Origin of the sequence: Sphingomonas sp. LR60 (assembly GCF_036855935.1) — a bacterium.
GTDB lineage: Bacteria > Pseudomonadota > Alphaproteobacteria > Sphingomonadales > Sphingomonadaceae > Sphingomonas.
Genome location: NZ_JASPFK010000001.1, coordinates 3,359,417 through 3,382,652 on the forward strand (window position 1 = coordinate 3,359,417; position 23,236 = coordinate 3,382,652).

Annotated in this window: 15 protein-coding genes; 7 read left to right on the forward strand and 8 right to left on the reverse strand. The window is 67.0% G+C overall.

The window, feature by feature from the left end:
* Positions 1–73 precede the first annotated feature (73 nt).
* Both QP166_RS15990 and QP166_RS15995 read left to right on the forward strand, forming a co-directional pair.
* The gene (locus tag QP166_RS15990; protein WP_333916801.1) at positions 74–2,335 is read left to right on the forward strand and encodes an alpha-N-acetylglucosaminidase; all 2,262 of its coding nucleotides are present in this window, start codon (positions 74–76) and stop codon (positions 2,333–2,335) included.
* Positions 2,332–3,456 (forward strand): acyltransferase family protein, encoded by a 1,125-nt coding sequence (locus tag QP166_RS15995; RefSeq protein ID WP_333916802.1) that lies wholly within the window; start codon positions 2,332–2,334, stop codon positions 3,454–3,456. Before QP166_RS15990 ends, QP166_RS15995 begins: the two co-directional genes overlap by 4 nt.
* Before the next feature lie 69 nt (positions 3,457–3,525).
* Here the strand turns inward: QP166_RS15995 and QP166_RS16000 are convergent, their stop codons facing one another.
* The 4 genes from QP166_RS16000 to QP166_RS16015 form a co-directional block, all read right to left on the reverse strand.
* Positions 3,526–5,922 carry a TonB-dependent receptor gene (locus tag QP166_RS16000; RefSeq protein ID WP_333916803.1) on the reverse strand — a complete coding sequence of 799 codons (2,397 nt, stop codon included), beginning with the start codon at positions 5,920–5,922 and terminating at the stop codon, positions 3,526–3,528.
* A gap of 214 nt (positions 5,923–6,136) precedes the next feature.
* The gene (locus QP166_RS16005) at positions 6,137–7,567 is read right to left on the reverse strand and encodes an efflux transporter outer membrane subunit (RefSeq protein ID WP_333916804.1); all 1,431 of its coding nucleotides are present in this window, start codon (positions 7,565–7,567) and stop codon (positions 6,137–6,139) included.
* The gene (locus tag QP166_RS16010) at positions 7,564–10,746 is read right to left on the reverse strand and encodes an efflux RND transporter permease subunit (protein WP_333916805.1); all 3,183 of its coding nucleotides are present in this window, start codon (positions 10,744–10,746) and stop codon (positions 7,564–7,566) included. The genes QP166_RS16005 and QP166_RS16010 overlap by 4 nt, the downstream gene beginning before the upstream one ends.
* Entirely contained in the window at positions 10,743–11,810 is a 1,068-nt protein-coding gene (locus QP166_RS16015) for an efflux RND transporter periplasmic adaptor subunit (RefSeq protein ID WP_333916806.1), read from the reverse strand. Before QP166_RS16015 ends, QP166_RS16010 begins: the two co-directional genes overlap by 4 nt.
* Before the next feature lie 279 nt (positions 11,811–12,089).
* Here QP166_RS16015 and QP166_RS16020 point away from each other — a divergent pair, with 279 nt between their 5' ends.
* The gene (locus QP166_RS16020) at positions 12,090–12,767 is read left to right on the forward strand and encodes a response regulator (protein WP_333916807.1); all 678 of its coding nucleotides are present in this window, start codon (positions 12,090–12,092) and stop codon (positions 12,765–12,767) included.
* A complete protein-coding gene (locus QP166_RS16025) occupies positions 12,764–14,068 on the forward strand; it encodes an ATP-binding protein (protein WP_333916808.1) in 1,305 nt (434 codons plus the stop codon). The genes QP166_RS16020 and QP166_RS16025 overlap by 4 nt, the downstream gene beginning before the upstream one ends.
* Before the next feature lie 3 nt (positions 14,069–14,071).
* Here the strand turns inward: QP166_RS16025 and QP166_RS16030 are convergent, their stop codons facing one another.
* Positions 14,072–15,982: a CocE/NonD family hydrolase gene (locus QP166_RS16030; protein ID WP_333916809.1), complete on the reverse strand. Its 1,911-nt coding sequence runs from the start codon at positions 15,980–15,982 to the stop codon at positions 14,072–14,074.
* Positions 15,983–16,132: 150 nt separating this feature from the next.
* Between QP166_RS16030 and QP166_RS16035 the strand changes: the two genes are divergently transcribed.
* From QP166_RS16035 to QP166_RS16045, 3 genes are all read left to right on the forward strand, one after another.
* Positions 16,133–17,845 (forward strand): alpha-L-fucosidase, encoded by a 1,713-nt coding sequence (locus tag QP166_RS16035; protein ID WP_333916810.1) that lies wholly within the window; start codon positions 16,133–16,135, stop codon positions 17,843–17,845.
* Between the two features lie 346 nt (positions 17,846–18,191).
* Positions 18,192–18,647: a glycine zipper 2TM domain-containing protein gene (locus QP166_RS16040; RefSeq protein WP_333916811.1), complete on the forward strand. Its 456-nt coding sequence runs from the start codon at positions 18,192–18,194 to the stop codon at positions 18,645–18,647.
* A 150-nt stretch (positions 18,648–18,797) separates the two neighbouring features.
* On the forward strand, positions 18,798–20,315 hold the full coding sequence (locus tag QP166_RS16045) for a lipopolysaccharide biosynthesis protein (RefSeq protein ID WP_333916812.1): 1,518 nt from the start codon (positions 18,798–18,800) through the stop codon (positions 20,313–20,315).
* Here the strand turns inward: QP166_RS16045 and QP166_RS16050 are convergent.
* The 3 genes from QP166_RS16050 to QP166_RS16060 are packed head-to-tail and all read right to left on the reverse strand — an operon-like array spanning position 20,221 to position 23,101.
* Entirely contained in the window at positions 20,221–20,622 is a 402-nt protein-coding gene (locus tag QP166_RS16050; protein WP_333916813.1) for a TadE/TadG family type IV pilus assembly protein, read from the reverse strand. The two genes, QP166_RS16045 and QP166_RS16050, sit on opposite strands and share 95 nt — an antisense overlap.
* On the reverse strand, positions 20,619–21,140 hold the full coding sequence (locus QP166_RS16055) for a TadE/TadG family type IV pilus assembly protein (RefSeq protein ID WP_333916814.1): 522 nt from the start codon (positions 21,138–21,140) through the stop codon (positions 20,619–20,621). Before QP166_RS16055 ends, QP166_RS16050 begins: the two co-directional genes overlap by 4 nt.
* Positions 21,137–23,101, reverse strand: coding sequence for a hypothetical protein (locus QP166_RS16060; RefSeq protein WP_333916815.1), 1,965 nt, complete (start codon positions 23,099–23,101; stop codon positions 21,137–21,139). The genes QP166_RS16055 and QP166_RS16060 overlap by 4 nt, the downstream gene beginning before the upstream one ends.
* Between the last annotated feature and the right edge of the window lie 135 nt (positions 23,102–23,236).

Genomic DNA, 23,236 nt, shown 5'->3' on the forward strand with positions numbered 1-23,236 from the left:
GCAGACGCTTATCCGAGAGGGAGGGAATAACTTGGCGATCTCGATTCAAGACGCCGCGCGGGGGCGTGGGGTGATGGCACGGCGTGCGGCCCCGCTGCTTGCCGCGCTGCTGCTTGCGACGCCAGTGTCGGCGCAGACCAGTGCCGACGCGCGCGCGGCGCTTGTGCGGCTCGGTGTTCCCGCCCCGCGCGTTTCGGTGACGCTCAGCTCCGCTTCCGACGCGCGCTATCGCGTGCAGACCGCGCGCGATCGCATCACCGTCACCGCGTCTTCACCTGTGGCGGCGGTACGCGGCGTCACCGCTGCACTTACCGAACAGGGCCGCTTTCATGCATCATGGGAAGGCAGCCGTGTCGGCACACTGACCGGACTGACGACGAAGGATAGCGGCTGGGTGACGTCGCCGTTCGGTTTCCGCGCCTATCTCAACACCTGCACCTACGGCTATACGACGCCGTGGTGGAATTGGGCGCGCTGGGAGCGCGAGATCGACCTGATGGCGGTGCACGGCGTCGACATGCCGCTCGCCATGGAAGGACAGGAATATATCTGGCGCGCCCTGTGGCGCGAACAGGGGCTGAGCGATGCGCAAGTCGACCAGTTGTTCGCTGGCGCGCCGTTTCTGCCGTGGGAGCGAATGGGCAACATGGCGGATTATCGCGCGCCACTCTCGCCTAACTGGATCGAGAAGAAGCGCGTACTGCAAAAGCGCATCCTCGCCCGGATGCGCGGATTGGGCATGGCCCCGATCCTCCCCGCCTTCGCTGGTTACGTGCCCGAAGCGTTCGCCAAAGCGCATCCCGAAGCGCGCATCTATCGCATGCGCGAATGGGAAGGCTTCCCCGGCACCTATTGGCTCGATCCGTCCGATCCGCTGTTCGCCAAGCTCGCTGCGCGCTTTATCAAGCTCTACACCGCGGAATATGGCGCCGGCCGCTATTATCTCGCCGACGCCTTCAACGAGATGGTGCCGCCGATCGCCGACGATGGCAGCGACACCGCGCACGCCAGCTACGGCGACAGCACCGCGAACACCGCCGCCACTCGCGCCGCCGCGCTGCCGCGTGCGGTCCGCGACGCGCGGCTCGCCGCATACGGCAAGCGTCTCTACGCATCGATCGCGGACGCGCAGCCGGGCGCGACCTGGGTGATGCAGGGCTGGCTGTTCGGCGCCGACAAGGAATTCTGGACGCGTGACGCGATCGCCGCCTTCCTTCGCGAGGTGCCCGATCGGCGGATGCTGATCCTCGATATCGGCAACGATCGCTATCCGGGCATCTGGAAGCAGACCAGCGGCTTCGATGGCAAGGACTGGATCTACGGCTACGTCCACAACTACGGCGGCAGCAATCCGGTTTATGGCGCGCCCGACTTCTACCGGCGCGATATCGCCGCGCTGCTCGCCGATCCGGCGCGCGGACAGGTGCGCGGCTTCGGGATGTTCCCGGAAGGATTGCACAACAACAGCCTGGTCTACGATTATGCCTTCGATGCGGCGTGGCCGGCGGGCGACATGGCGCTGGCGCCGTGGCTCGCACGCTACACGCGCGCACGCTATGGGACGAGCGACGCAGCACTCGTCGCGGCGTGGCAGGACGTGGTGGCCGGCGTCTATGACGTGCGCTATTGGACGCCGCGCTGGTGGAACCAGCGTGCGGGTGCGCATCTGTTCTTCAAGCGTCCTGCGGCGGACGCGCCGACCTTCCCCGCCGCGCCTGGTGATCGCGCCAAGGCGCGGGCCGGGATCGACGCATTGTTGCGGCTGGCCGCGCAACACGGCGACAGCGCGCTGTTCCGCTACGATCTGGTCGATCTTGTCCGGCACGAGGCGAGCCTCGCGCTCGACGACCACCTCAAGGCGGCGGTCGCGGCCTATCAGCGCGGCGATGTCGCGGCCGGAGACCGCGAAGCCGCGCGCATCACGAATATCGCGCAGGCGATCGACCGGTTGATCGGCGGACAGCAGGAGACGCTTGCGAGCTGGATCGGCGACGCTCGGGCCTATGGCGACACGCCCGCCGAGCGCCGCCGGTTCGAAGAGGACGCGAAGGCGCAGGTGACGATCTGGGGCGGCGCAGGGCATCTGGGCGATTATGCGTCAAAGGCCTGGGCAGGGCTCTACGCCGATTTCTACCTGCCGCGCTGGACCATGTACCTTGCGGAAGCACGCGCTGCGGCGCTGGCGAAGCGCCCCGTCGATGATGCCGCGTTCTTGAAACGGCTCCGCGCGTGGGAAGATCGCTGGGTCAGCGATGGCCGCAGCTACCGCGCCGTTGCACCTGCCGATGGGGTCGGCTCGGCGCGCGCGCTGATGGCGCAGGTGGCACGTCCATGACCGTCGCGGCACGCGCCGAGCGTTTCGCCTCGCTCGACATGTTCCGCGGCGCGACGATCTTCCTAATGATCGTCGTCAACACCGCTGGTGCCGGGCAACCGTTCACGCAATTGATCCACGCGCCGTGGATCGGCTTTACGCTTGCCGATCTCGTCTATCCGTCATTCCTGTTCGCGGTCGGCAACGCGATGAGCTTCGCTCTGACGCGCCCGATGGCCAATGGCGTGTTCCTACGGCGAATCTTCAAGCGGGCGGCGCTCATCTTCCTGCTCGGCTTCCTGATGTACTGGTATCCGTTCGTCACCCATGCCGCGGACGGGAGCTGGTCGGTCAAGCCGTTTGCAGAGACGCGCGTCACCGGCGTGCTGCAAAGGATCGCGCTATGCTATCTTCTGGCCGGGCTGCTCGCCCGTTATTTGTCACCGCGACGGCTGCTTGCCGCCGCGGTCGCGCTCGTTGCGACGCATTGGGCGATCCTGGTCGGGTTCAGCGCGCCTGGCGAAGCGTTCGGGCGCTACCGCAATGCCGGCACGCTGCTCGACCTGCGGCTGATCGGACCGGAGCATTTGTACCGCAAGGATCATGGTTTCGATCCGGAAGGCTTGCTGGGCACGCTGCCCGGCACCGCCAATGTCATTGCCGGCTATCTCGCCGGGCTGGCGATCCAGCGCTGGGGCAAACATGCCACGACCGTGACGCGCATGGCGTTGATCGGCATCGCACTCGTCTTGGTTGCGCTGCTGCTCGCACCGATCCTGCCGATCGCCAAGAAGTTGTGGACCGGCTCGTTCGTGCTGCTGACCGTTGGGCTCGACATGATCCTGCTCGGCGCAGTGATCGGGGTCGTCGAAGTCAGGGGTGCGCGCGTCGGGCGAGACTTCCTCCCGATGCTCGGACGCAATCCGCTCGCGATCTACCTGTTTTCCGAGTTGCTCGTGGTGACGATGGAATTGATCCACGTCCGGCCCGGCATCGGACTATACCGCTGGATCGGTGAAAGCTGGTTTCAGGCGATCGCCCCGGGCCCGGTCGGATCGTTGCTGTGTGCGCTCGCCTATACATTCCTGTGCTGCTGGTTCGGTCGCGTGCTCGATCGCCGGGGTATCATCCTCAAGGTGTAACGGATGAAGCGAACGACGCCCGCCCCGGCCAAAGCCGGGACGGGCGTCGCAGAACCGCAAAGTTGCGCGTCAGAACTTGACTGCACCTTCCAACCCGATCGTGCGCGGCGGGTTGAAGTTGGCGTAATCGCCGAGCGTTTTCGCGTTGGCGGCCGAACGACGGTAGATGTGCGTTTCGTCGAACAGATTGCGCGTCCACAATGACAGCGTCACCTTCGTCCCCGCATCGTTGAGCGGCAGATCGGCCAGTGCCAGACGCCCGTTGACGATGAAGCTGGCGTCTGTCTTCGTCGGCTCGTTCTGGAAGCTGTACATCGAGTCCGAATAGTTCGCGTCGATGTGGAAGCGCGCCTTCGCCTCACCGATCGCGACCGGCAGCTCGTAATCGAGCGATGCCGACGCGGCGTTGCGCGGGGTAAACACCACGAACACCTTGGTCAGCGCATTGCCCAGGAACGGGTTCGCGGTCGCCGGCACGTCGGTGTAGGTATAGGCATACGAGCCACCGAGGGTCAGACCATCGACCGGGTTGATCGTCAGATCGGCCTCGATGCCGCGGATCTTCGACTTGCCCGGCGCATTGCGCGTTTCCTCGGTGTGGAGGTTGAACGTCGGGCTGCTCGTGACGGTATCGACGTTATCGAAGTCGATCTGCGTCCCGGTGCGATCCATGATGTAGCCGGCGAGATTCAACCGAACATGGCGGTCGAACAGGTCCATCTTCGACCCGACCTCATACGACTTCACCACTTCCGGTCCGAACGACGCGAAGGTCTGCGAACGATCGTTGGCGCCACCCGCACGATAACCTGTCGCGTATTTGGCGTAGAGGTGCACCGTGTCGGCCGCATCGAACGCGGCGGTGACCATCGGATCGAAGCGGCTGCGATCGAACAGGAATTTGAAGTTGGTCGGCTTGTTCACCACCGTGAACAGCGTGCCGTCGCGCTTGTCCTTGGTGTAGCGACCACCGACGGTCAGGTGGAACGCCGCGAACGCGTCCGGGGTAAACGTTGCCTGCGCGAAGGCGGCATAGCTATGCGCGGTGGCTGCGCTGGCGCGCTGCAGGAAACGCGATCCGACCGCCCAACCCTGATTGTCACTGGTGATCGTGCCGCTCACGAGAGGAGGCAGGATCGTGTAGGCGGTGCCGTCGGCGTTCCACTGGTTGGTGCTCGGCGTCCCAGCCGATTCCCGCGCATGTTCCTGGAAGTAATACAGGCCCGCGGTGTAATCGAGCTGCGGAATGCTGCCGACCGCCTGGAATTCCTGGCTGAATTGGCGCTGCGTCATCCACGACAGGCTATAGCGGCTGAACTTGCCGTTCGGCGAGAAGACCGTGCGGTGCGCTCCGCCCGAATTGTCCCATTGATCGGTATCGACGCCGCGCCACGCGGTGATCGAGCGCAACTCGATCGAGGGTGCGACCTCCCACTTGATCGTCGAGGACACGCCATGGGTGCGATCGGTGCTGAGCTGCTGCGGCACGCCGATGTCGGCCCGCGTTATGCGCCGGTCGCCCGAGACGACGACGAGCGCCGGCAGCGGTGCGATCGTGCCCGACGGCGCCTTGCCCTTGTTATTGGCAAGCTGCGTCAGCGTCGCGACAGGCAGGTTCGTCGGGTTGTAATTGACCAACTGGCTGTAGAACGGCGTATTCTCGTCCTTCGCCTGATCGTAGGCGACGGTCACCGACAGGCCCGGGGCCGGCTTCCACAGCGCGGTCGCGCGCCCGCCGACGCGATTGTAATAGTTCCAGCCGTAGCTGCCCGGCAGCGGGTTGCTGACGGTCGCGTCCTGATGCTGCGCGACGCCGTCGAACTTCAGCGAGATGTTCGCGAACTCGGGCATGTTGACGTGGAACTGACCGGTGTACGCGCCGTAATTGCCATAGCCCGCGGTCAGCGTGCCATCGAACTTGCCGGTCGGCGCGGCGGTGACGATCGACAGCGCGCCACCTTCGGTGTTGCGGCCGAACAGCGTGCCCTGCGGCCCACGCAGCACTTCGATCCGAGCCACGTCGAACAGGGCGGCGTTCAGCCCTTGCGAGCGGCCGAGATACACGCCGTCGACATAGACGCCGACGCCGGTGTCCCGCGCGGTCTGGTTCTGGTCGAACGGTACGATGCCGCGGATGCCGATGGTGAGAGCGGACTGGCGCGCCTCGAAAGTGGCGACGCGCAGCGACGGGATCGCGCCATCACCCAGATCGAGCAGGCTTTGGATGTGACGATCCTTGATGATGACCGGATCGATGACCGAGATGGCGATCGGGGTTTTCTGCAAGTTCGTTTCGCGACGGGTCGCGGTGACGACGACCTCGGTCAGCCCCTGCGTATCCGTCGCCTCGGGCGAGGCGGGCGCGGGATCGGCGGCGGCAGGCGTTTCGGCGTGCGCAGCGAACGGCAGCGTCAGTGCGGCAATTCCGGTAAGCAGACGCAGCCGCGTCCGCGAAGCATTCGACATGATAACGATCCCCTTTCGGCCAATTGGCCTGACGAGGCTCGTCTAATTCAGTTCGGCTGCAAGCTTGTGACGCATTGGTGACATCCGCAGATGGCGAATTTCATCTTGATTACATGTTCAGATCAGATGGTCCTTGATCGTAGAGCACAGAATAACAATCCGCAATCGCTCGAAAAATTGCGGATTACTGTAATCATCGTCTTGGGGACGATGATTATTCTGTCGCAGCGATCCGTCCGCCAACTGCGGCGAAGAGCGCCACGGTGTCGGTCAGCCGCGCCGCGCGCGCCTGCACGAGTTGCGCGCGGGCCTGCGCATCGGCGGCGCTGGAGTTGAGCAACGCCAGCGTGTCGATGTCGCCAAGCGCGAGCCGCCGTCGGGCAAAGGTCAGCGCCTGGTTCGACGCGTTCGCGGCACGCGTAGCCGCGTCGAGGGCGACACCGTCGGTCGACAGTCCGGTCAGCGCGTCCGAGACGTCACCGAAGGCGGTCAACACAGCGGTGCGATAATTGGCCTTTGCGCCGTCGAGCGCCGCCTCAGCAGCGCGTTGCTGGTGGCGGAGCTGTCCCGCGTGGAACAGCGGCTGCGTGATCCCGCCGATCAACGTCCAGAAAGGATTGCCGTTCTTGAACATGTCGCCGAACCGCTGCGCCGACCCGCCGGCATTGGCGCTGAGCGTGATCGACGGGAGGCGCGCGGCGATCGCGGTCTGGACGTCGGCGCCGACCCCTTCGAGTTGCGCGCGCGCTGCCTGCACGTCGGGGCGTTGCGCGACGAGGTCGGACGGGAGCACCGCGGGCAGTTGCGTCGGCAGCGTCAGCTGCGCGAGCGTCGGCAGATCGGGGAGCGCTTCACCGGCCGCGCGGCCGAGCAATGCTGCGATCACAACGCGTTGATGCGCCTCCTGCCGGACCAGCGCGGGCAGCGCGCCCTCGGCGGCGGCGAGCGCGGTTTGCTGGGTCACGACGTCTGCGGCGCCGACGGCGCCGAGGCGCTCGCGGAGTTGCAGGCGATCGAGGATATCGCGGTTGACCGTCACCGCCGTCCGCGCGGCGTCGAGCTGGTCGGCGAGCGCCGCGCGCTGGATCACCGCCTGCACCAAGTTACTGACAACAGTGGTTCTTGCCGCGTCGAGGCGGCTGCGCTGGACGGCGGCTTGGGCGCGGGCGGAGCGGACGCGGCTGCGGGTGCCGCCGAAGGCGTCGAGCGTGTAGCTGACGTTCACCTGCGCCGTGTGGAGCGTGTAGAGTTGCTGGTTCTGGTTGGCGATCACCGGCGAGATCGCGTCGGAAACGCGTGCCCGTTCCGCCTGATAGCTGGCGTCCGCCTGTGGCAACAACGCCCCGCCGGCGGCGCGCGCCTGCTCCGCGGCCTGACGCAAGGAGGCGTCGGCGGTGGCGATGTCGTTGTTGTGGCGGAGCGCTTCGGTGACCAGACCATCGAGTTGCGGACTGGCAAACGCCGTCCACCATGCCGCCTGGGACGCGGACGACCCCGAAAATACCTGGCTCGGCGCGCTCTCCGGCGTGATCGGTGCCGGCGTCGATGCCGCCGGGAGCGCGATATGCGGGTTTAGATCACGCGGGCCGACGGTGCACGCCGCGATCGCGGTGCAGCCGAGCAGCAAAGCGAGCGTCCGGGTCATGCGATCACCTCCGATCCGCCATTATGGTGGCCAACGTCGCGGCCATGCGCACCGCGATCGGCGGGCGCGACGCGGCGTGAGAAGCGGTCGATCAGCACCGGCAGGATCAGCAGGATCAGCACCGGCGCGAGCGTCATCCCGCCGACCACGACCAGCGCCAGCGGCTTCTGCACCTGGCTGCCGATCCCGTGCGACATCGCGGCGGGAAGCAGACCGATCGCGGCGACCAGACAGGTCATCACCACCGGGCGCAGCGAGTGGCGCACCGTCGTCGCGATCGCATGCGCGCGGTCGAGCCCCTCGTCGATCGCATTGTTGAAGGTGGTGACGACCAGGATGCCGTCCATCACCGCGATGCCGAACAAGGCGACGAAGCCGATCGCTGCCGAGATGCTGAACGCGGTGCCGGTCAGCGCCAGCGCCAGCACCCCGCCGACCACCGCAAGCGGGATGGCGGCGAAGGCGAGCAGGCTGTCGCGGATCGACCCGAAATTGGCGTAGAGCAGCAACAGCATCAGCAACAGGCTGATCGGCACGACGATTTCCAGCCGCGCGATCGCGTTGTTGAGATTGTCCAGCTCGCCCGCCCATTCGAGATGATAGCCCGCGGGCAGATGGACGTTGTGCTGGATCCGCGCGCGCGCCTCGTCGACCGCGCCACCCAGATCGCGCCCACGCACCGAGAATTTGATCGGGATGTAGCGTTCCTGATGCTCGCGATAGATGAACGACGCCCCCGAGGTCAGGCGAACGTTGGCCACCTCCGAGAGCGGCACCTGGATGGTCTGCGCGCTGCCGTCGAGCGCGGGCGCGCCGATCGTGATCCGGCGCAGCGCCTCGAGCGAATCACGCTGTTCGGACTTGAGCCGGACGATGATCGGGAAGTGCCGATCGGTGCCGGTCTCGTAGAGATCGGCCGAGCTGCTGCCGCCGATCGCCGCCGCGACGACGCCGTTCACGTCGTCGGGCGTCAGCCCGTAGCGCGCGGCGCGCGCGCGATCGACGTCGATGCGGACGGTCGGCTGACCCAGCGATTGGAAGACGCCGAGATCCTCGATCCCGCGCACCTTGCCCATCTGGTCCTTGATCTGATCGGCGTATTTTTCGAGCGTCGGCAGATCGGGGCCGAACAGCTTGATCGAATTGGCGCCCTTCACGCCCGAGGCGGCTTCCTCGACGTTATCCTCGATGATCTGCGAGAAGGAGAAATCGACGCCGGGATATTTGGCGCTGAGCTTCTTCGACAATTCGTCGATCAGTTTTTCCTTGGTCATGCCCGACGGCCATTCGTCGGCAGGCTTGAGCGGCACGAAGAATTCGGCGTTGAAGAACCCGGTCGCGTCGGTGCCGTCGTCGGGGCGGCCGTGCGCGGACAGCACCGCGGTCGCTTCAGGATATTGCGCGATGATCCGGCGGATGCCGTTGACGGTCGGCTGACCCGCCTCAAGGCTGATCGACGCCGGCAGCGTGGCGCGGATGTACATATTGCCTTCTTCCAGATGCGGAAGGAATTCGATGCCGAGCGAGCGCACCCCGACCATCGCGACCAGCAACAGCAGCACGCCGCCGCCGAGCGCGAGCACGCGATTGCCGAGCGCGAAGGCGGCGGCGGGTTCGTAGGCGCGGCGCAGCTTGCCGACGATGAACGTCTCCACTTCCGACAATTTGTCCGGCAGCAGCAAGGTCGCCAGCACCGGCGCGACCGTGAAGGTCGCGATCAGCCCGCCGGTGATCGCATAGGCATAGGTCTTCGCCATCGGGCCGAAGATGTGCCCTTCGACGCCGGTCAGGGTGAACAGCGGCAGGAAGCTGGCGATGATGATCGCGGCGGCGAAGAAGATGCCGCGGCTGACCTCGCTCGACGCGCCCAGCACCGCCGAGAAGCGGTTGGCGAGCGAATAATGGCCCTTGCCGCCTTCGACGTGGGCCGATCGTTCGACCATGTGGCGGAAGATGTTTTCGACCATAATGACGCAGGCGTCGACGACGAGCCCGAAGTCCAGCGCGCCGACCGACAACAAATTGGCGCTTTCGCCCTGCAACACGAGGATCAGGATCGCGAAGGCGAGCGCGAACGGGATCGTCGCCGCAACGATGATCGCGCTGCGCAGGTTTCCGAGGAACAGCCATTGCAGCGCGAAGATCAGCAGGATGCCGACCACCATGTTTTCGAGCACGGTGTGGATCGTCAGCTTGATGAGATCCGAACGGTCGTAGATCCGTTCGAGATGGACGCCGGGCGGGAGGACGCCCGAATCGTTGATCTCCGCGACTTCCTTCTGGACGCGCTCGATCGTCGGCATCGACTGCGCACCGCGCTGCATCAGCACGATGCCCTGCACGATATCGTCCTGGTCGTTGTAGCCGGCGATGCCGAGCCGCGGCGTGTTGCCGATCGTGACCCTGGCGACGTCCTTCACCAGCACCGGCTGCCCGCCGGCCGTGCCGACCAGCACGTTCTCGATGCCGGCCGGCGACTGGATCAGCCCGACGCCGCGGACGATCGCGGCCTGTGCGCCGAAATTGATCGTCTGTCCGCCGACGTTGCCGTCGCTCTTGGCGATCGCCTGCAGCACCTGGTTGACGGTGACGCCGTGCGCGGCGAGCCGGTCGTTATCGATCACCACGTCATAGGCGCGCAACTTGCCGCCCCAGCCGGTGACGTCGATCACGCCGGGAATGCGCTTGAAGCGGCGTTGCAGCACCCAATCCTGCAACGTCTTGAGATCCATGACCGAATAGCCCTTGGGCGCGGCGATACGGTAGCGGTAGATCTCCCCGACCGGGCTGGTCGGCGACAGCGTCGGCTGTGCCCCGCCCGCCAGCGGCGGCAGCTGCGACAGGCGGTTGATGACCTGCTGCCGCGCCTGTTCGTTGGTGTAATCGTAGCTGAACTGGATCTTGATGTCCGACAGGCCGAACAGGCTGATCGCGCGGATCGCGGTCAGATGCGGGATGCCCGCCATCTGCACCTCGATCGGGATCGTGACGTTGCGCTCCATCTCCTCGGCGGACAGACCCTGAGTCTGGGTGATGACCTCCACCATCGGCGGGACCGGATCGGGATAGGCCTCGATATTCAGGTTCGCGAAGCCGATCACCCCCGCCACCAGCATGGCGACGAAGATGCCGACGATCAGCAGCCGCTGGCGCAGCGCGAAAGCGACGATGCGATTCACTCGCCGAGCCCCGCTTCGTTGACGAACAAGGCGCCGGCGGTGACGATCCGCTCACCGGGGTTGAGCCCCTTGACGATCGCGACCTGCCCGTCCTGGCTGTCGCCGGTTACGACGTCGCGCGATGCCAGCAGCCCGCCGGGACGCATGACCCAGACGCGCGCCTGCTCGCCTTCGTGGATCACCGCGGCGGCGGGAACGCGCATCTCCGCGCTCGCGCTGGCGCGACGGATCGCGAAGCTGGCGAACATCTGCGGCTTGAGCGCGGCGCCGGGATTGGCGATCGCGGCGCGCACCGGCAGGCGGTGCGTGACGGGATCGAGCGCCGCGCCGACCAGATCGATCCGCGCGCTGAAGCTACGGCCGGGCAGCGCGGGGGTGGTGACGGTGGCGGCATCGCCGACATGGATCGACTCGGCATCGCCTTCCGCGACCTGCGCGACCAGCCAGACGCGCGACGGATCGGTGATCGTCATCACCGGCTTGTCGCCGCCCTGCCCGACATATTGCCCGGCGGACACGTCGCGCGAGGCGATCAGCCCGCTGATCGGCGCATGGAGCGTCGTGACGTCGTGGATACCCGATACTTCGCTGACATTTTCCAGCCGGCGGATCTCGGCGGGCGACTTTCCCAGCACCGCGAGCTTGTCGCGTGCCGCGCCCAGCGAGGCGGCGGCAGTGCGCGCGCTCGCCTGTGCGGCGGAGAGATCGGCCTGCGCCTGCTGGTAATCCTTGAGCGCGCCACCGGCGGTCTCGTAGATCTGCTTCTGCCGGTCGGCCGCGCGCTGCGCCGCGACGAGCTGCGCCTGCGCATTCTGATAGGCGGCGCGCGCCGCGAACAGCGAGCTGCGCGCCTCGACGAAATCGCCGGTGCGCACCAGCATCAGCGGCTGCCCCTGCACGACGCGCTCGCCCGCCTCGACCAGCACCTTCACGACCTGACCCGCATAGGGCATCAGCACCGGCGTGCTGCGATCGCCGTCGACGGTGATCGCACCGCTGGCCAGCACCTGCTCGGCCGATCCGCCGTCGCCGACGCGCATCGTCTGGAGCCCGGCAAGCTGCATCGGGGTCGGACGGAAGGTGCCGGGCGGCGGCGGCGCGGGCGGTGCCTCTTCATTATGGGTCAGTTTGCCGATCAGCGTGACGAGCAGGACGATCCCGACCAGCGCGGCAGCGACGATCGCCAGCCAGCGCCATTGCGCCGGGCGGGACAGACGGTTCGCGGGGGAAGCGGAACGGATTCGTCGGCTGCGTGCATGATCGACTCTGCGTACGGTGAACCGTAAGGCGCGTAGCGGTTCCGGCTTACATGTTTCTTACTATTGCTGCGCTGCGGGGGATCATTGCGCATATTATTTATCGAGGATGACGCGGCGTTGGCGGAAGCGTTGGCGGCGGCGTTGCTGCAACGCGGGCTGACGCTCGACCATGCCGCGTCGCTGGACGAGGCGGAGGCGTATCTGGCAGCGGTGGACCATGCCGCGATCCTGCTCGACCTCGGACTGCCCGATGGCGACGGACTGGCGTGGCTGCGGCGGCGGCGCGCGGGCGGCGAGACGCGCCCGGTGCTGGTGCTGACCGCGCGTGGCAGCGTCGAGGCCCGCGTGCGCGGGCTGCACGACGGCGCGGACGATTATCTGGTCAAGCCGTTCGACGCCGACGAGCTGCATGCGCGGCTGCTCGCGGTGCTGCGGCGGAAGGGCGGCTATCTGGGCGTATCGCTGACCTGCGCGCGGCTGACCTTCGATGTCGAGACGCGGACGGTGCGGGTCGGCGAGACGTTGCTGACGTTGTCGACGCGCGAGACCGAATTGCTCGAACTGCTCCTGCGGCGCGCGGGGAACGTCGTGCCCAAGCGCGTGGTGGAGGACCAGTTGTTCGGGGCGGGCGGCGATCAGGGATCGAAAAACGCGGTCGAAGTCTATGTCCACCGGCTGCGCAAGCGGCTCGACGAGGCCGGTACCGGCGCGCGGATCGATACGGTGCGCGGGGTCGGCTATCTGTTGCGCAGCGCGGCATGAGGCGGTGGTGGCCGCGGTCGCTGTTCGGGCAGCTGGCGCTGCTCAACGTAGCGATCGCTCTGGCCGCCGCGGTGACGTTGCCGGTGGCGGTCGGGGCCTTGCTCCACCGCGTCGCGCGGCATTACCAGCATGAGGTGCTTCACCAGCAGGCGCAGCGGGTCGCCGACCGGCTGAGCGCCGATCACGGCGATGCGGCGCGGGCGATGGCGAGCGTCGACCTGCTCGCGGGCGGGCTGTCGCTGGCGATCGTCGATGCCGGGCGGCACGTGGCCGGCGCGCGCAGGCCGGCGCGGGCGGAGGTGCTGGCGGCGGTGCCGCTGGTGCGTCGGGCGGCGCTGGTGCGGCGCGGGCGGATCGCGGTGCTCAGCCGACCGGCGGGGGCGCGGTGGATCGTGGTGTCGCAGGACAGCACCGCGCCCGAGGTGGTGACCGACGATATCGTCACGACCTTCCTCAAGCGGTTCGTGCTGTTGCTGCTGCCGTTCGTGATGCTGGGGCCGTTGGTGGCGGCGTGGCTGACGCGCGGGATACGGGCGCGGATGCGGCGCGCGGCGCAGACCGCCGCCGCGATCGGGCCGCGCGCCCTCGATGGGCGGCTGCCGCTGGGGACGCTGCCCGCCGAGATCGAGCCGCTGGTGGTGGCGACGAATGCCGCGCTCGACCGGCTGGAAGAGGCGTTTGCGGCGCAGGCGGCGTTCGCGGCGGACGTCGCGCATGAGCTGCGCACGCCGTTGGCGACGATCCGGCTGCGCGCGGGCGCGGTGACGGATGCCACGGCGCGCGCGGCATTGGTGCAGCAGGTCGACCGCGCGGCGCGGGTGATCGCGCAATTGCTGAGCCTTGCCGACCTGGAGCGGCCGGTGCAGGACGACGGCGCGGTGGTCGATCTCGGCGCGATCGCGGAGAACGTGGTGGCGGAGCGCGCCCCGGCGGTGCTCGCAGCGGGGCGGACGATCGAACTTTATGTCGATGGCGCCGCCGTGATCCCCGGTGAGCCGGCGGCGATCGTGCTGGCGCTGGAGAATCTGATCGACAATGCGGTGCGGCACACGTCGGCGGGGGCGCGGATCATGGTCGGCGCCGGGCCGGGGGCGCGGCTGTGCGTGTGCGACGACGGCGCGCCGATCCCGCCCGAGCGGCTGGTGCGGATGCGCGAGCGATTCTGGAAGGGCGAAGCGCGCAGCGGTGGATCGGGGCTGGGGCTGTCGATCGTCGCGCGCATCGCCGCCGCGCATGGCGGGGTGTTGACGCTTGAAGCCGGCGAGGGCGGGCGCGGGTTGAGGGCGGCTATGGTGTTCTGACCATCATTGCGCCTGCTTTACCGGGACGATCGGGAGCAGGACCGCGCTGGCCTGCGCGCCGCCGCGTTCGATCGTCACCGTCGCCTTCCGGTAATCGCCGGGCTGCGCGAAGAAGATGTTCTTCACGTAGGTCTGCGGGTTGCGGTCGTAGAGCGGGAAGAGGCTCGACTGGACCTGCACCATCACGCGGTGCCCCGGCTGGAAGACGTGGTTCACGGTCGGCAGGCGGAAGCGGTAGCGCTGAACCTTGCCCGCGGGGATCGCGCTGGGCCTGGCGAAGCTGTCGCGATAACGGCCGCGAAAGATGTCGAGGCTGATCGGAAGCTGATAGCCGCCCATCTTCGGATCGGCGACGTTCGGTGGCAGCACGTCGATGATCTTCACGACGAAATCGCCATCGGTGCCGGTCGTCTTCGCATAGAGATCGGCAATCGGCGCGCCCGAAACGCGCATCGGCTGCGTCAGCACCGGCGTCATATAGGTCATCACGTCGGTGCGGCCATCGGCCGGGCGCTGGTCGCTGACCAGCCAGTCGCCCCAGCGGCCGTCGTCGAAATTGACCGGGCGCGGCAGATGCGGGACCGGCTTGGCGGGATCGGACACATAAGCGTCGCCGCCTGCGGCGCCCTTGGCGCTCGCCAGCCCGCCGTCCGCTTGCAGATACATCGGCGTCAGCGGCGCGGCGCAGCCCTGTTCGCACGCCAGCGGCCAAGTGGCGAAGCGGTCCCAGTGGTTCTCGCCGGTGTTGTAGATCGCGGCGGTCGGCAGGTTCGCCGCGGGGCCGTCGTTGAGATATTGGTCGAACAGCGGGCGCACCATCTGCTCGCGGAATTGCGCGGCAGTGTCGCCGTTCCACTGGAACGGGCCAAGGCTCCGTCCCTCGCGATTGACCTGGCTGTGCCGCCACGGTCCCATCACGAGAAAGTTGTTGCCGACCTTCCCCTTGGCCTTGAGCGCCTCCCATGCGGTGATCGCGCCGTACATGTCCTCCTGATCCCAAAGCCCCTGTTCCCAGAGCGTCGGCACGTTCGAGGGATTGGCGGCGAGCAACTTGTCGAGTGCCTGCCCCTGCCAGAAGGCGTCATAGGCGGGATGCTGCGACATGCGCGTCCAATAGGGCAATTGGTCGTAGCCCGATCGCTTCGCCCAATCGCCCGCCGACTTGTCGCGGAAATTGTCGTAATCGTCATAGCCGCCGGTCGGCGGCAACGGGCCGCCGCTCTTGTAGCCGGTCTGCCCGCCGAGCCACGCGATATTGGCGAGCCGGAACGCACCGTAATGGAACCAGTCGTCGCCCATCCAGCCGTCGATCATCGGGCTTTCGGGCGCGGCGACCTTCAGTGCGGGGTGCGGGTTGAGCAGCGCCATCACCACCGTGAAGCCCTCGTAGGACGAGCCGATCATCCCGACGCGGCCGTTCGACTGCGGCAGGTTGGCCTTGTTCACCAGCCAGTCGATCGTGTCATAGGCGTCGGTGACGTGATCGACCTTGGTCGGGTTGAGCGGGCCGATCACCGGGCGCGTCACGACATAGTCGCCCTCCGACCCGTATTTGCCGCGCACGTCCTGATAGACGCGGATATAGCCGCCCTTGACGAAGACCTCGTCGGCGAGCGGCAGGGCGTTCTGCATCGACGGGCTGTCACTGCGGTTCGCACGCGCCGAGGCGTTGTACGGCGTGCGGGTCAGCACGATCGGGGCGTTGGTCGCGCTCTTCGGGATGACGATGACGGTGTGGAGCTTCACCCCGTCGCGCATCGGGATCATCACGTCCTGCTTGATATAGTCGCGCTCGACCGTCGGCAGGCGGAAGGCGGCGGGAATGTCGCCACCGGCTGGCGGCCGCGTCTGCGGGGCCTGCGCCGCGACGGTGGCCAGAGCGATAAGCGGCAGCGACAGCACGGAACGACGCATGGAGAACTCCGGCAGGATTGTTGTCGCGATCTGTGCGGCAGGACGCCCGCCGCCGCAAGCACGTCGAAAGGGGTGGTCATGCGCCGGGTCGCGAGGCATGATCGTGAAAACCAGTTCTCAAAAATCAAATCATCGCGAGAGGAGCAGCCCATGAAGGTGACACGCAGGCAGGCGCTGGGCGCGGGTGCGACCGCAGGGGCGATAGCGGCAGTGCCTGCCGGGGCGGCGGCGACTCCGGCGACCTGCGCCTATAGCACGCGGCCCGGCGGCGCGCGGGCGGTGCGCGTTTCGGCGCCGCGCGCCTTTACCGGCGACTGGCGTTCGCTGACCGACGGATACAGCGTGCCGGACTGGTTCCGCGACGCCAAGTTCGGGATCTGGGCGCACTGGACCGCGCAATGCGTGCCTGCCGCAGGCGACTGGTACGCGCGCAACATGTACCTGCAGGGGTCGACGCAATATGCGCATCACCTGAAGAATTACGGCCACCCCGCCGATACCGGCTTCATGGAGATCCAGAACCGCTGGAAGGCCGAAAAGTGGGACCCGGTGCGGCTGATCGACCTCTATCAGAAGGCCGGCGCGCGGTATTTCATGGCGTTGGCCAACCACCACGACAATCTCGATTGCTATGCCTCGACGCATCACGCGTGGAACAGCACCCGCGTCGGCCCGAAGCGCGACATCGTCGGGACGTGGGAGAAACTGGCGCGCGAGCGGGGCCTGCGCTTCGGCGTGTCGAACCATTCGGCGCACGCCTGGCACTGGAACCAGGCCGCTTATGGCTATGACCCCGAAGGGCCGCGGCGTGGCCAGCGCTATGACGCGTTCCGGCTGACCGCCGCCGACGGCAAGGGCAAATGGTGGGACGGGCTCGACCCGCAACAGCTGTATACCGGGCGCGACGACATCATGCCCGACGGCATCCAGACGCTGTTGGAGGCGGATGCGTGGCACGAGGCGCACGACCGGATGTGGAACGAGGGCACGCCCGCCAATCAGGCGTTCGTGCGCAACTGGTATCTGCGCTGTCAGGAACTGGTCGACCGCTATCGCCCCGACCTGGTCTATTTCGACAATTTCGACCTGCCGCTCGAACAGGCCGGGCTCGACATCACCGCCTATTTCTACAACCGCAGCATGGCGTGGAACGGCGGGCGATTGCAGGCGGTGGTGACGGGCAAGAACATCCCGCCGCAGCGCCGGATGGGCGTGGTCGACGACGTGGAGCGCGGCGGCAAGACCTATATCGAACGCTTCCCGTGGCAGACCGATACCTGCATCGGCGAATGGCATTACGATCAGGCGGTCTATGATCAGGACCGCTACAAATCCGCCGCCACGGTCATCCACACCTTATGCGACGTGGTGTCGAAGAACGGCAATCTGATGGTCAACGTGCCGCTGCGCGGCGACGGGACGATCGACGACAAGGAAGAGCGGATCGTCGAGGGGATCGCCGCGTGGATGCAGCGCTATGGCGACGCGATCTACGCGACGCGCCCGTGGCGCGTGTATGGCGAAGGGCCGCGCAACGGCGGCGGCGGGTTGTTCTCGGAGGGCGGGCCGAAGTCGCTCTATGGCCCGAAAGATATCCGCTATGTGACGAAAGGCGAGCGGCTGCACGCCCTGGTGCTCGGCTGGCCCGAGGACGGGATCGCGCGGCTGACGTTGCTCGCGAAGGACAATCGCGTTGGGCGCGGCACCGTCCAGCGCGTCACCGTGCCGGGCAGCGACGCCCCGCTGCGCTTCGTGCGCACCGGCGACGCGCTGGAGGTGACGCTGCCGCCGGCGCTGCGTAACGATATCGGCATCGCGCTGATCCTCAGCGGTTCGGGGCTGACGGAAGGATCGGTGGCTTAGGGACCTCACATTGCTCCGTCATTGCGAGCGAAGCGAAGCAATCCAGAGCCGGACCTGGACGCCTTGGATTGCTTCGCTGCGCTCGCAATGACAGCCGGACTCACGTCATTAATTCCGCGGCTGGCCTGCGGCAGTCCGGTATTTCTGCGAACGCAGGAACACAGAGCCACAATGGGCAGCGCGCAAGGCTCTGGGCTCCTGCGTGCGCAGGAGCACGGAATTCAGGGTATCGACCTTAACGCAGGATAACGGACGCATTCAGTCTCCGCTCAACGGCTCCCACCTATCGCTGTGATCGTCGCAGCCGCTTCGGCCTGCGGCAGTGATGCGTGAGGGGAGCTGGATCATGTGGAAGAAGGTCTCGGTCGGTTTCGGTTCGATGGCGCTGGCGATTGCTGCGCTGACCCCGGTCGCTGCGCAGGCGCAGCGGTGGGTCGAGCGCGACTATTACGAGCGCGACTATCGCGGCTATGACGACGATGGCTATCGCGACCATGACCGCGCGTATCGCGATGCGTATCGCGACGGCTGGAACCGCGGCCCGCGCTATGCCGAATATGATCGTGGCGGGTACGATCGCGATCGTGGCTATGCGCGTGACGATCGCCGCTATCGTTATCGTGCGCGCTGCCAGAACGGCACGACCGGCACAGTGCTCGGCGCGATCGCCGGCGGTCTGCTGGGCCGCACGATCGACCAGCGCGGCGACCGCACGCTCGGCACCGTCCTGGGTGCGGGTGCAGGCGCACTGGCGGGCAACGCGGTCGAGCGCGCCGACAACCCGCGCTACTGCCAGCGCTGAACGACCGATCTATCATCGCGGCGAACCAGCCCTCTCCCTCACGGGAGGGGGCTGTTCCTTTTCGCGTGATGTCAAACCCTTCGATCAAGTACGTGGCGGTCGTGCCATCGATGTTGCATGGCATGTCGCGTTTCGTCGAAGAGGAAGATCGTGGCACGCCCAGCGGTGCTCAACACGCTCAGTCTGGCAATCTCCAGCGGACTGAACTTCATCTCATTGTTATTGTGGGTTCGATTGCTTTCGCCGGGTGAGTTCGGTCAGTTCACGCTCATCACCACGACGACGCTGCTGATCAACGCGATCCTGTTCGAATGGGAGCGAATCGTCAGTGCGCGTACACTTTACTCTTCGACCTCAGCGACGCTTATCGACCCGCGTCGCGCCGATGCCCTGTTCACGATCGTCGGCGGGCTGATCCTCGCGCTCGGCGGCGTGACCGCGATCCTGTCGATCTCGGGGCAGACGATCTTCGGCATGGCACCCGACTGGCTGTGGATGTTGTTCGTCTTCCTGGTCAGCGAGGTGGCGCTGACGCAATTGAACGTCATCAGCCGGGCGCGGCAAGCGGCGTGGCACACCTTCTGGGTGATCGTCACGCGATCGGCATTGTCGCTGGCGATCGGCGTGACGCTGGTGCTCGGCTACCGGCTGGGGCTTGCGGGCGTGTTGCTCGGGCTGGTCATCGGTCAGTCGGCGGCGGTGATCGGCGGCGTCGTGACCGACGCGGTGTGGCGGCGGCTGCGGCTGCGCGGCACACGGCGAGAGGATCGCGCGATCATGGGCGGGATGCTCAGGCTGGGTGCGCCGTTGATGCTGAGTTCCGGGCTGTCGTACGGCGTCGGGGTGCTCGATCGCTATCAGGTCGAGCATATCCTCGGCACGTCGAGCGTCGCTTATTATGCCGCGCCCGCCGACCTGCTGCAAAAGACGCTCGGCTTCGCGATGCAGGCGGTCAACATCACAATGTATCCGGCGATGGTGCGCGCCTATGAGGACAACGGTCCGGATGCGGCGCGCGTGCTCCTGGAAGACGCGGCCGTGCTGTATTGGGCGATGTGCCTGCCGATTCTGATAGCCGCGACGGTGCTGGCCGGGCCGGTCAGCCACCTGTTGCTCGGTGCGCGGCTGGCGGCGCAGAGTGCGCCGTTGCTGCCGCTGGTCACCGCCGCGGCGCTGCTGCGCTTGCTGACCATCTACCACGTCCAGATCGCGTTTCAGCTGACGCGCCACATGCGGCTGCTGACGGTCGCGCCGACGGTGGCGATCGCGATCTTCGTGCTGCTGGGCGCGGCGTCGCTGCATCGGTTCGGGCTGGTCGGGATCGCGGGCGTGTCGCTGCTGGCGCAGGCGAGCGGCTATGCGATCAGCGCGACGCTGGCGCGGCGCACGTTCGGGATGCGGCTGCTGCGGCGCGACAATGTTAAGGTGCTGGTGGCCGGCGCGGCGATGGCGGCGGCGATGCTGCCGTTCGCGCACGTCACCGGCGTGGCGATGACGCTGGTCGCCCTCATCGCGGGCGGGTCGGTCTATGCGGGCGCGATCCTGCTGTTGCGGCTCGATCGGGTGCGCGCGATCACACCGGGGGCAGCGCGGGCAGGCAGGACCGGCCGCGCACCGTGGCGGGCAACGGCAGCAGCTTGCCGACCGGCGAGGAGAAGGCGACGGTGAGCGTCACCGACAACCCGCTCGTCGATCCGCCGCAGGTCGCCGCCGGATCGATGACGACATTGGCGGGCGTGACGGTGATGCCGTTCGCCTTGGCGCGTGTCACGGCGTAGCTCACCTGCTTCGCCGCACTGTCGCACGCGGCGCTCGCGATCGTGCGGCAGCGCGCGGTGCTGTAGGCGGCCTGGTCCAGCGCCTGATCCATCCAGATCAGCCGCGCGCCCTCGATCAGCCCGAACAGCGCCATCAGCAGCAAAGGCAGGACGATCGCGAACTCGATGACGGTCGCGCCGCGTTCGTCGCGGATCATTGGAGCCGCACCGTCGTGCTCTGCGACACCACGCCGTTGCCCAGCATCCCGCGCGGGAGCAGCGCCGGGCGGAACGGGTAGGACGCGGTCATCTTCAGGTAATAGCCCGACTGGCTGTTCGCCGACGCACCGCTGCCACACGGCGCGCCGCAGCTGCCGGCGGGCACCAGCGTCGCCGAGGAGGTCAGGCAGGCGCAGGTGCGCGAGGTGTTGACGCAATTGTCCTGCCCGCTGTTGCACCCGATCCTGACCGTCAGCGCACCCGGCGTCGTGACGTTGGAGGCGGCGCGCAGATAGCCGGGCAAGGCGCTGTAGTTGACCGCGTCGCGCGACTTGAACGCGGCGATCGACGCGCCGCTCATCGCCTGCGCCAGCCTCGCGCGCTCGATCGAAAAGGTGCCGATGTCGAGCGCGGCGAGCATGGTGATGAAGAACAGCACCATCCACAGCGCGAATTCAGCGGCGGCCACGCCGCGCCGGTCGCCGGAAAGGCGGCGGAGAAGGAAGCGCTTGCTCATGAGATCAGATCCACCGTGCCGCTGCCTCCGCTACCCGCGCCGATCCCGGTACACGTCGATCCCGCCGTCGCGCCGCCGGTCAGGGTCACGCGATAGGCGACCAGCATGAAGCAGCGCGCCGTCGAACCCGAGCTGTTGCCGCCGCTGCTGGTGAGCGCCGAATTGGGAAGATGCACCGCGCCGCTGAAGACGCTGGTCGCCCCGCCGGCCCATGTCGTGTCGGTCGAGGTAAGGCTGTCGAGCAGGATATCGGCGATCGCGCCGCCGCTCGTCGTCGTGGCGGGGGCCACGATGATCGTCTTGGCCGCGCCCGCCAGATTGATCGTCCCGGAGAGGACAAAGGTGACGTTGATCCCGGCCATGTTGTAGCCGCTGACGTCGGTGCCCTCCAGGGTATTCCCCCACGTCTGGTTGTTGATCGGTGAGGTATAGGGCCATGCATTGCCGCCGGTGCCGTTCGTGAGGCCGCCCTTGATCGTGTAGCGGCCCGCACCGAACAACACCGCTCCCGCCACGGAGAGGTTGCCGTTGATGAGGTGGTTGGCGGTCTTGCCAAATACCAGCTTGCTGTCCCCGCCCGTCACGATCGAACCATTGGCGCTGAACAGGCCATCGCCCATGAAGAAGCGTCCGCTGCCGTCGAGAGAGATCGCGTTGCCGCCGGGATTGGAAAGCGTGACGTCGGCCGCCCCCGCGATGATGGTCGAATCGCCGCCGACCGACACGCCGCCCGTGACATCGAGCGCCCCGGCCCCCAGCGTCAGCCAGCTGCCACCGCCGACCGAGATCCCGCCGAAGGCATGTGCCCCGGCCCCGATCGCCAGCGTGGCGCCGCCGCCGATCGAGAGTGGTGCGTTGATCGTCACCGGCCCGCTGCCGATGCGATTGGCGCCGGAGAAGTTGATCGTCCCCTGCCCGATCGACAGCTCGCCATCGCCGAAGACGACGTTCGCCGCGGAGAAGCCGCCGTTGATGCGATAGGTGCCGTTGCCGAAGATGACCGTCGCCCCGCCATCGATCGTCACCCCGCGCGCCACGGTCACCGTCGAATCCGCACTGAAGGTGACGCTGACACCGCCCGTGGCCGTGAGCGTGTCGATCGTGTAATTCCCGGAGGGCACCACGAAATTGCTGCTGCTGCCCTTACGGAACTTGGCGGCCGCCGCAGACGGCGAACTGCTGAACGACCAGGCCGCGCCGCCGCTCGGCGTGGTCGGGTTGGCGAGCGTCACCGGGGCGCGCCACGTTCCGATCAGCGAACGTGCGCTGCTGAGATCGAGATTGTCGGCCAGCGGATCGGCGACGGTGGAGCTTTGCTTCACACGCTTGTCCGCGCTGGGCACGTTGTTGTTCCAGCTCGGATTGGTGAAATTGCCGGCGTAGCGGAGCAGATCGGCGGTGAGCGTGCCGTAATTGTTCACGATGTCGCCGGCACCGGAAATAATGTTCTTGGCGTTGATGGCGGTGCCGTTGTTCGCGACCGATCCGACCCCGGCAACCGCGCACGCCGCCGCGTTGATCGTGGCCCCACCCTGCGTCTCGATCGCATTGCCCGAGTTGGCGAGCCCGACGATGCAGCCAGCGGTCGTCGGGGAAGTGGCGAGGCTGGCGGTGGCGGTGGTGCTGACGGGATAGCTCGCGCCGAGCCCGAGCACCCGGCCGAGCGTGATGTTGAGCGGCACGGTGATCGTCACCTGCACCGCCTTTGCACCCGGCGTCGGCACATCGGTGACCAGGCGCGCGACGACGGTGCCGTTGGTGATGCCGTGAACGGTTGCCAGATCCTGCGCGGTGGGTTGCAGGATCGCCTCGCTCTTCGCCGCGCTATACGCGACCCCGGCGGCGAGCGCGGCCATGTCGGCGACGCGCTGGTTCGACACCATGGTTTCGTAACCGCGATTCAGATCGACCGCGAAACTGGCCATGCCGATTAGGCTGACCGCGGAGAGCGCCGCAAGCACGGTGACGCCGCCGCGACGATCCGCGAAAACGTTCCTCAGCCTGAATGGCGCGCGCTTGTTCCAGGTCCACACACGCCGGACGCTAGCGGCGCTTAGTAAATAAATTCAGATCAAGTTGGGCAGAACCCACGAGAA

Coding starts and splice junctions, on each gene's coding strand:
- QP166_RS15990 (WP_333916801.1), top strand. CDS start 74: ATGGCACGGCGTGCGGCCCCGCTGCTTGCCGCGCTGCTGCTTGCGACG.
- QP166_RS15995 (WP_333916802.1), top strand. CDS start 2,332: ATGACCGTCGCGGCACGCGCCGAGCGTTTCGCCTCGCTCGACATGTTC.
- QP166_RS16000 (WP_333916803.1), bottom strand. CDS start 5,922: ATGTCGAATGCTTCGCGGACGCGGCTGCGTCTGCTTACCGGAATTGCC.
- QP166_RS16005 (WP_333916804.1), bottom strand. CDS start 7,567: ATGACCCGGACGCTCGCTTTGCTGCTCGGCTGCACCGCGATCGCGGCG.
- QP166_RS16015 (WP_333916806.1), bottom strand. CDS start 11,810: ATGCAGCTTGCCGGGCTCCAGACGATGCGCGTCGGCGACGGCGGATCG.
- QP166_RS16025 (WP_333916808.1), top strand. CDS start 12,764: ATGAGGCGGTGGTGGCCGCGGTCGCTGTTCGGGCAGCTGGCGCTGCTC.
- QP166_RS16030 (WP_333916809.1), bottom strand. CDS start 15,982: ATGCGTCGTTCCGTGCTGTCGCTGCCGCTTATCGCTCTGGCCACCGTC.
- QP166_RS16035 (WP_333916810.1), top strand. CDS start 16,133: ATGAAGGTGACACGCAGGCAGGCGCTGGGCGCGGGTGCGACCGCAGGG.
- QP166_RS16040 (WP_333916811.1), top strand. CDS start 18,192: ATGTGGAAGAAGGTCTCGGTCGGTTTCGGTTCGATGGCGCTGGCGATT.
- QP166_RS16050 (WP_333916813.1), bottom strand. CDS start 20,622: ATGATCCGCGACGAACGCGGCGCGACCGTCATCGAGTTCGCGATCGTC.
- QP166_RS16055 (WP_333916814.1), bottom strand. CDS start 21,140: ATGAGCAAGCGCTTCCTTCTCCGCCGCCTTTCCGGCGACCGGCGCGGC.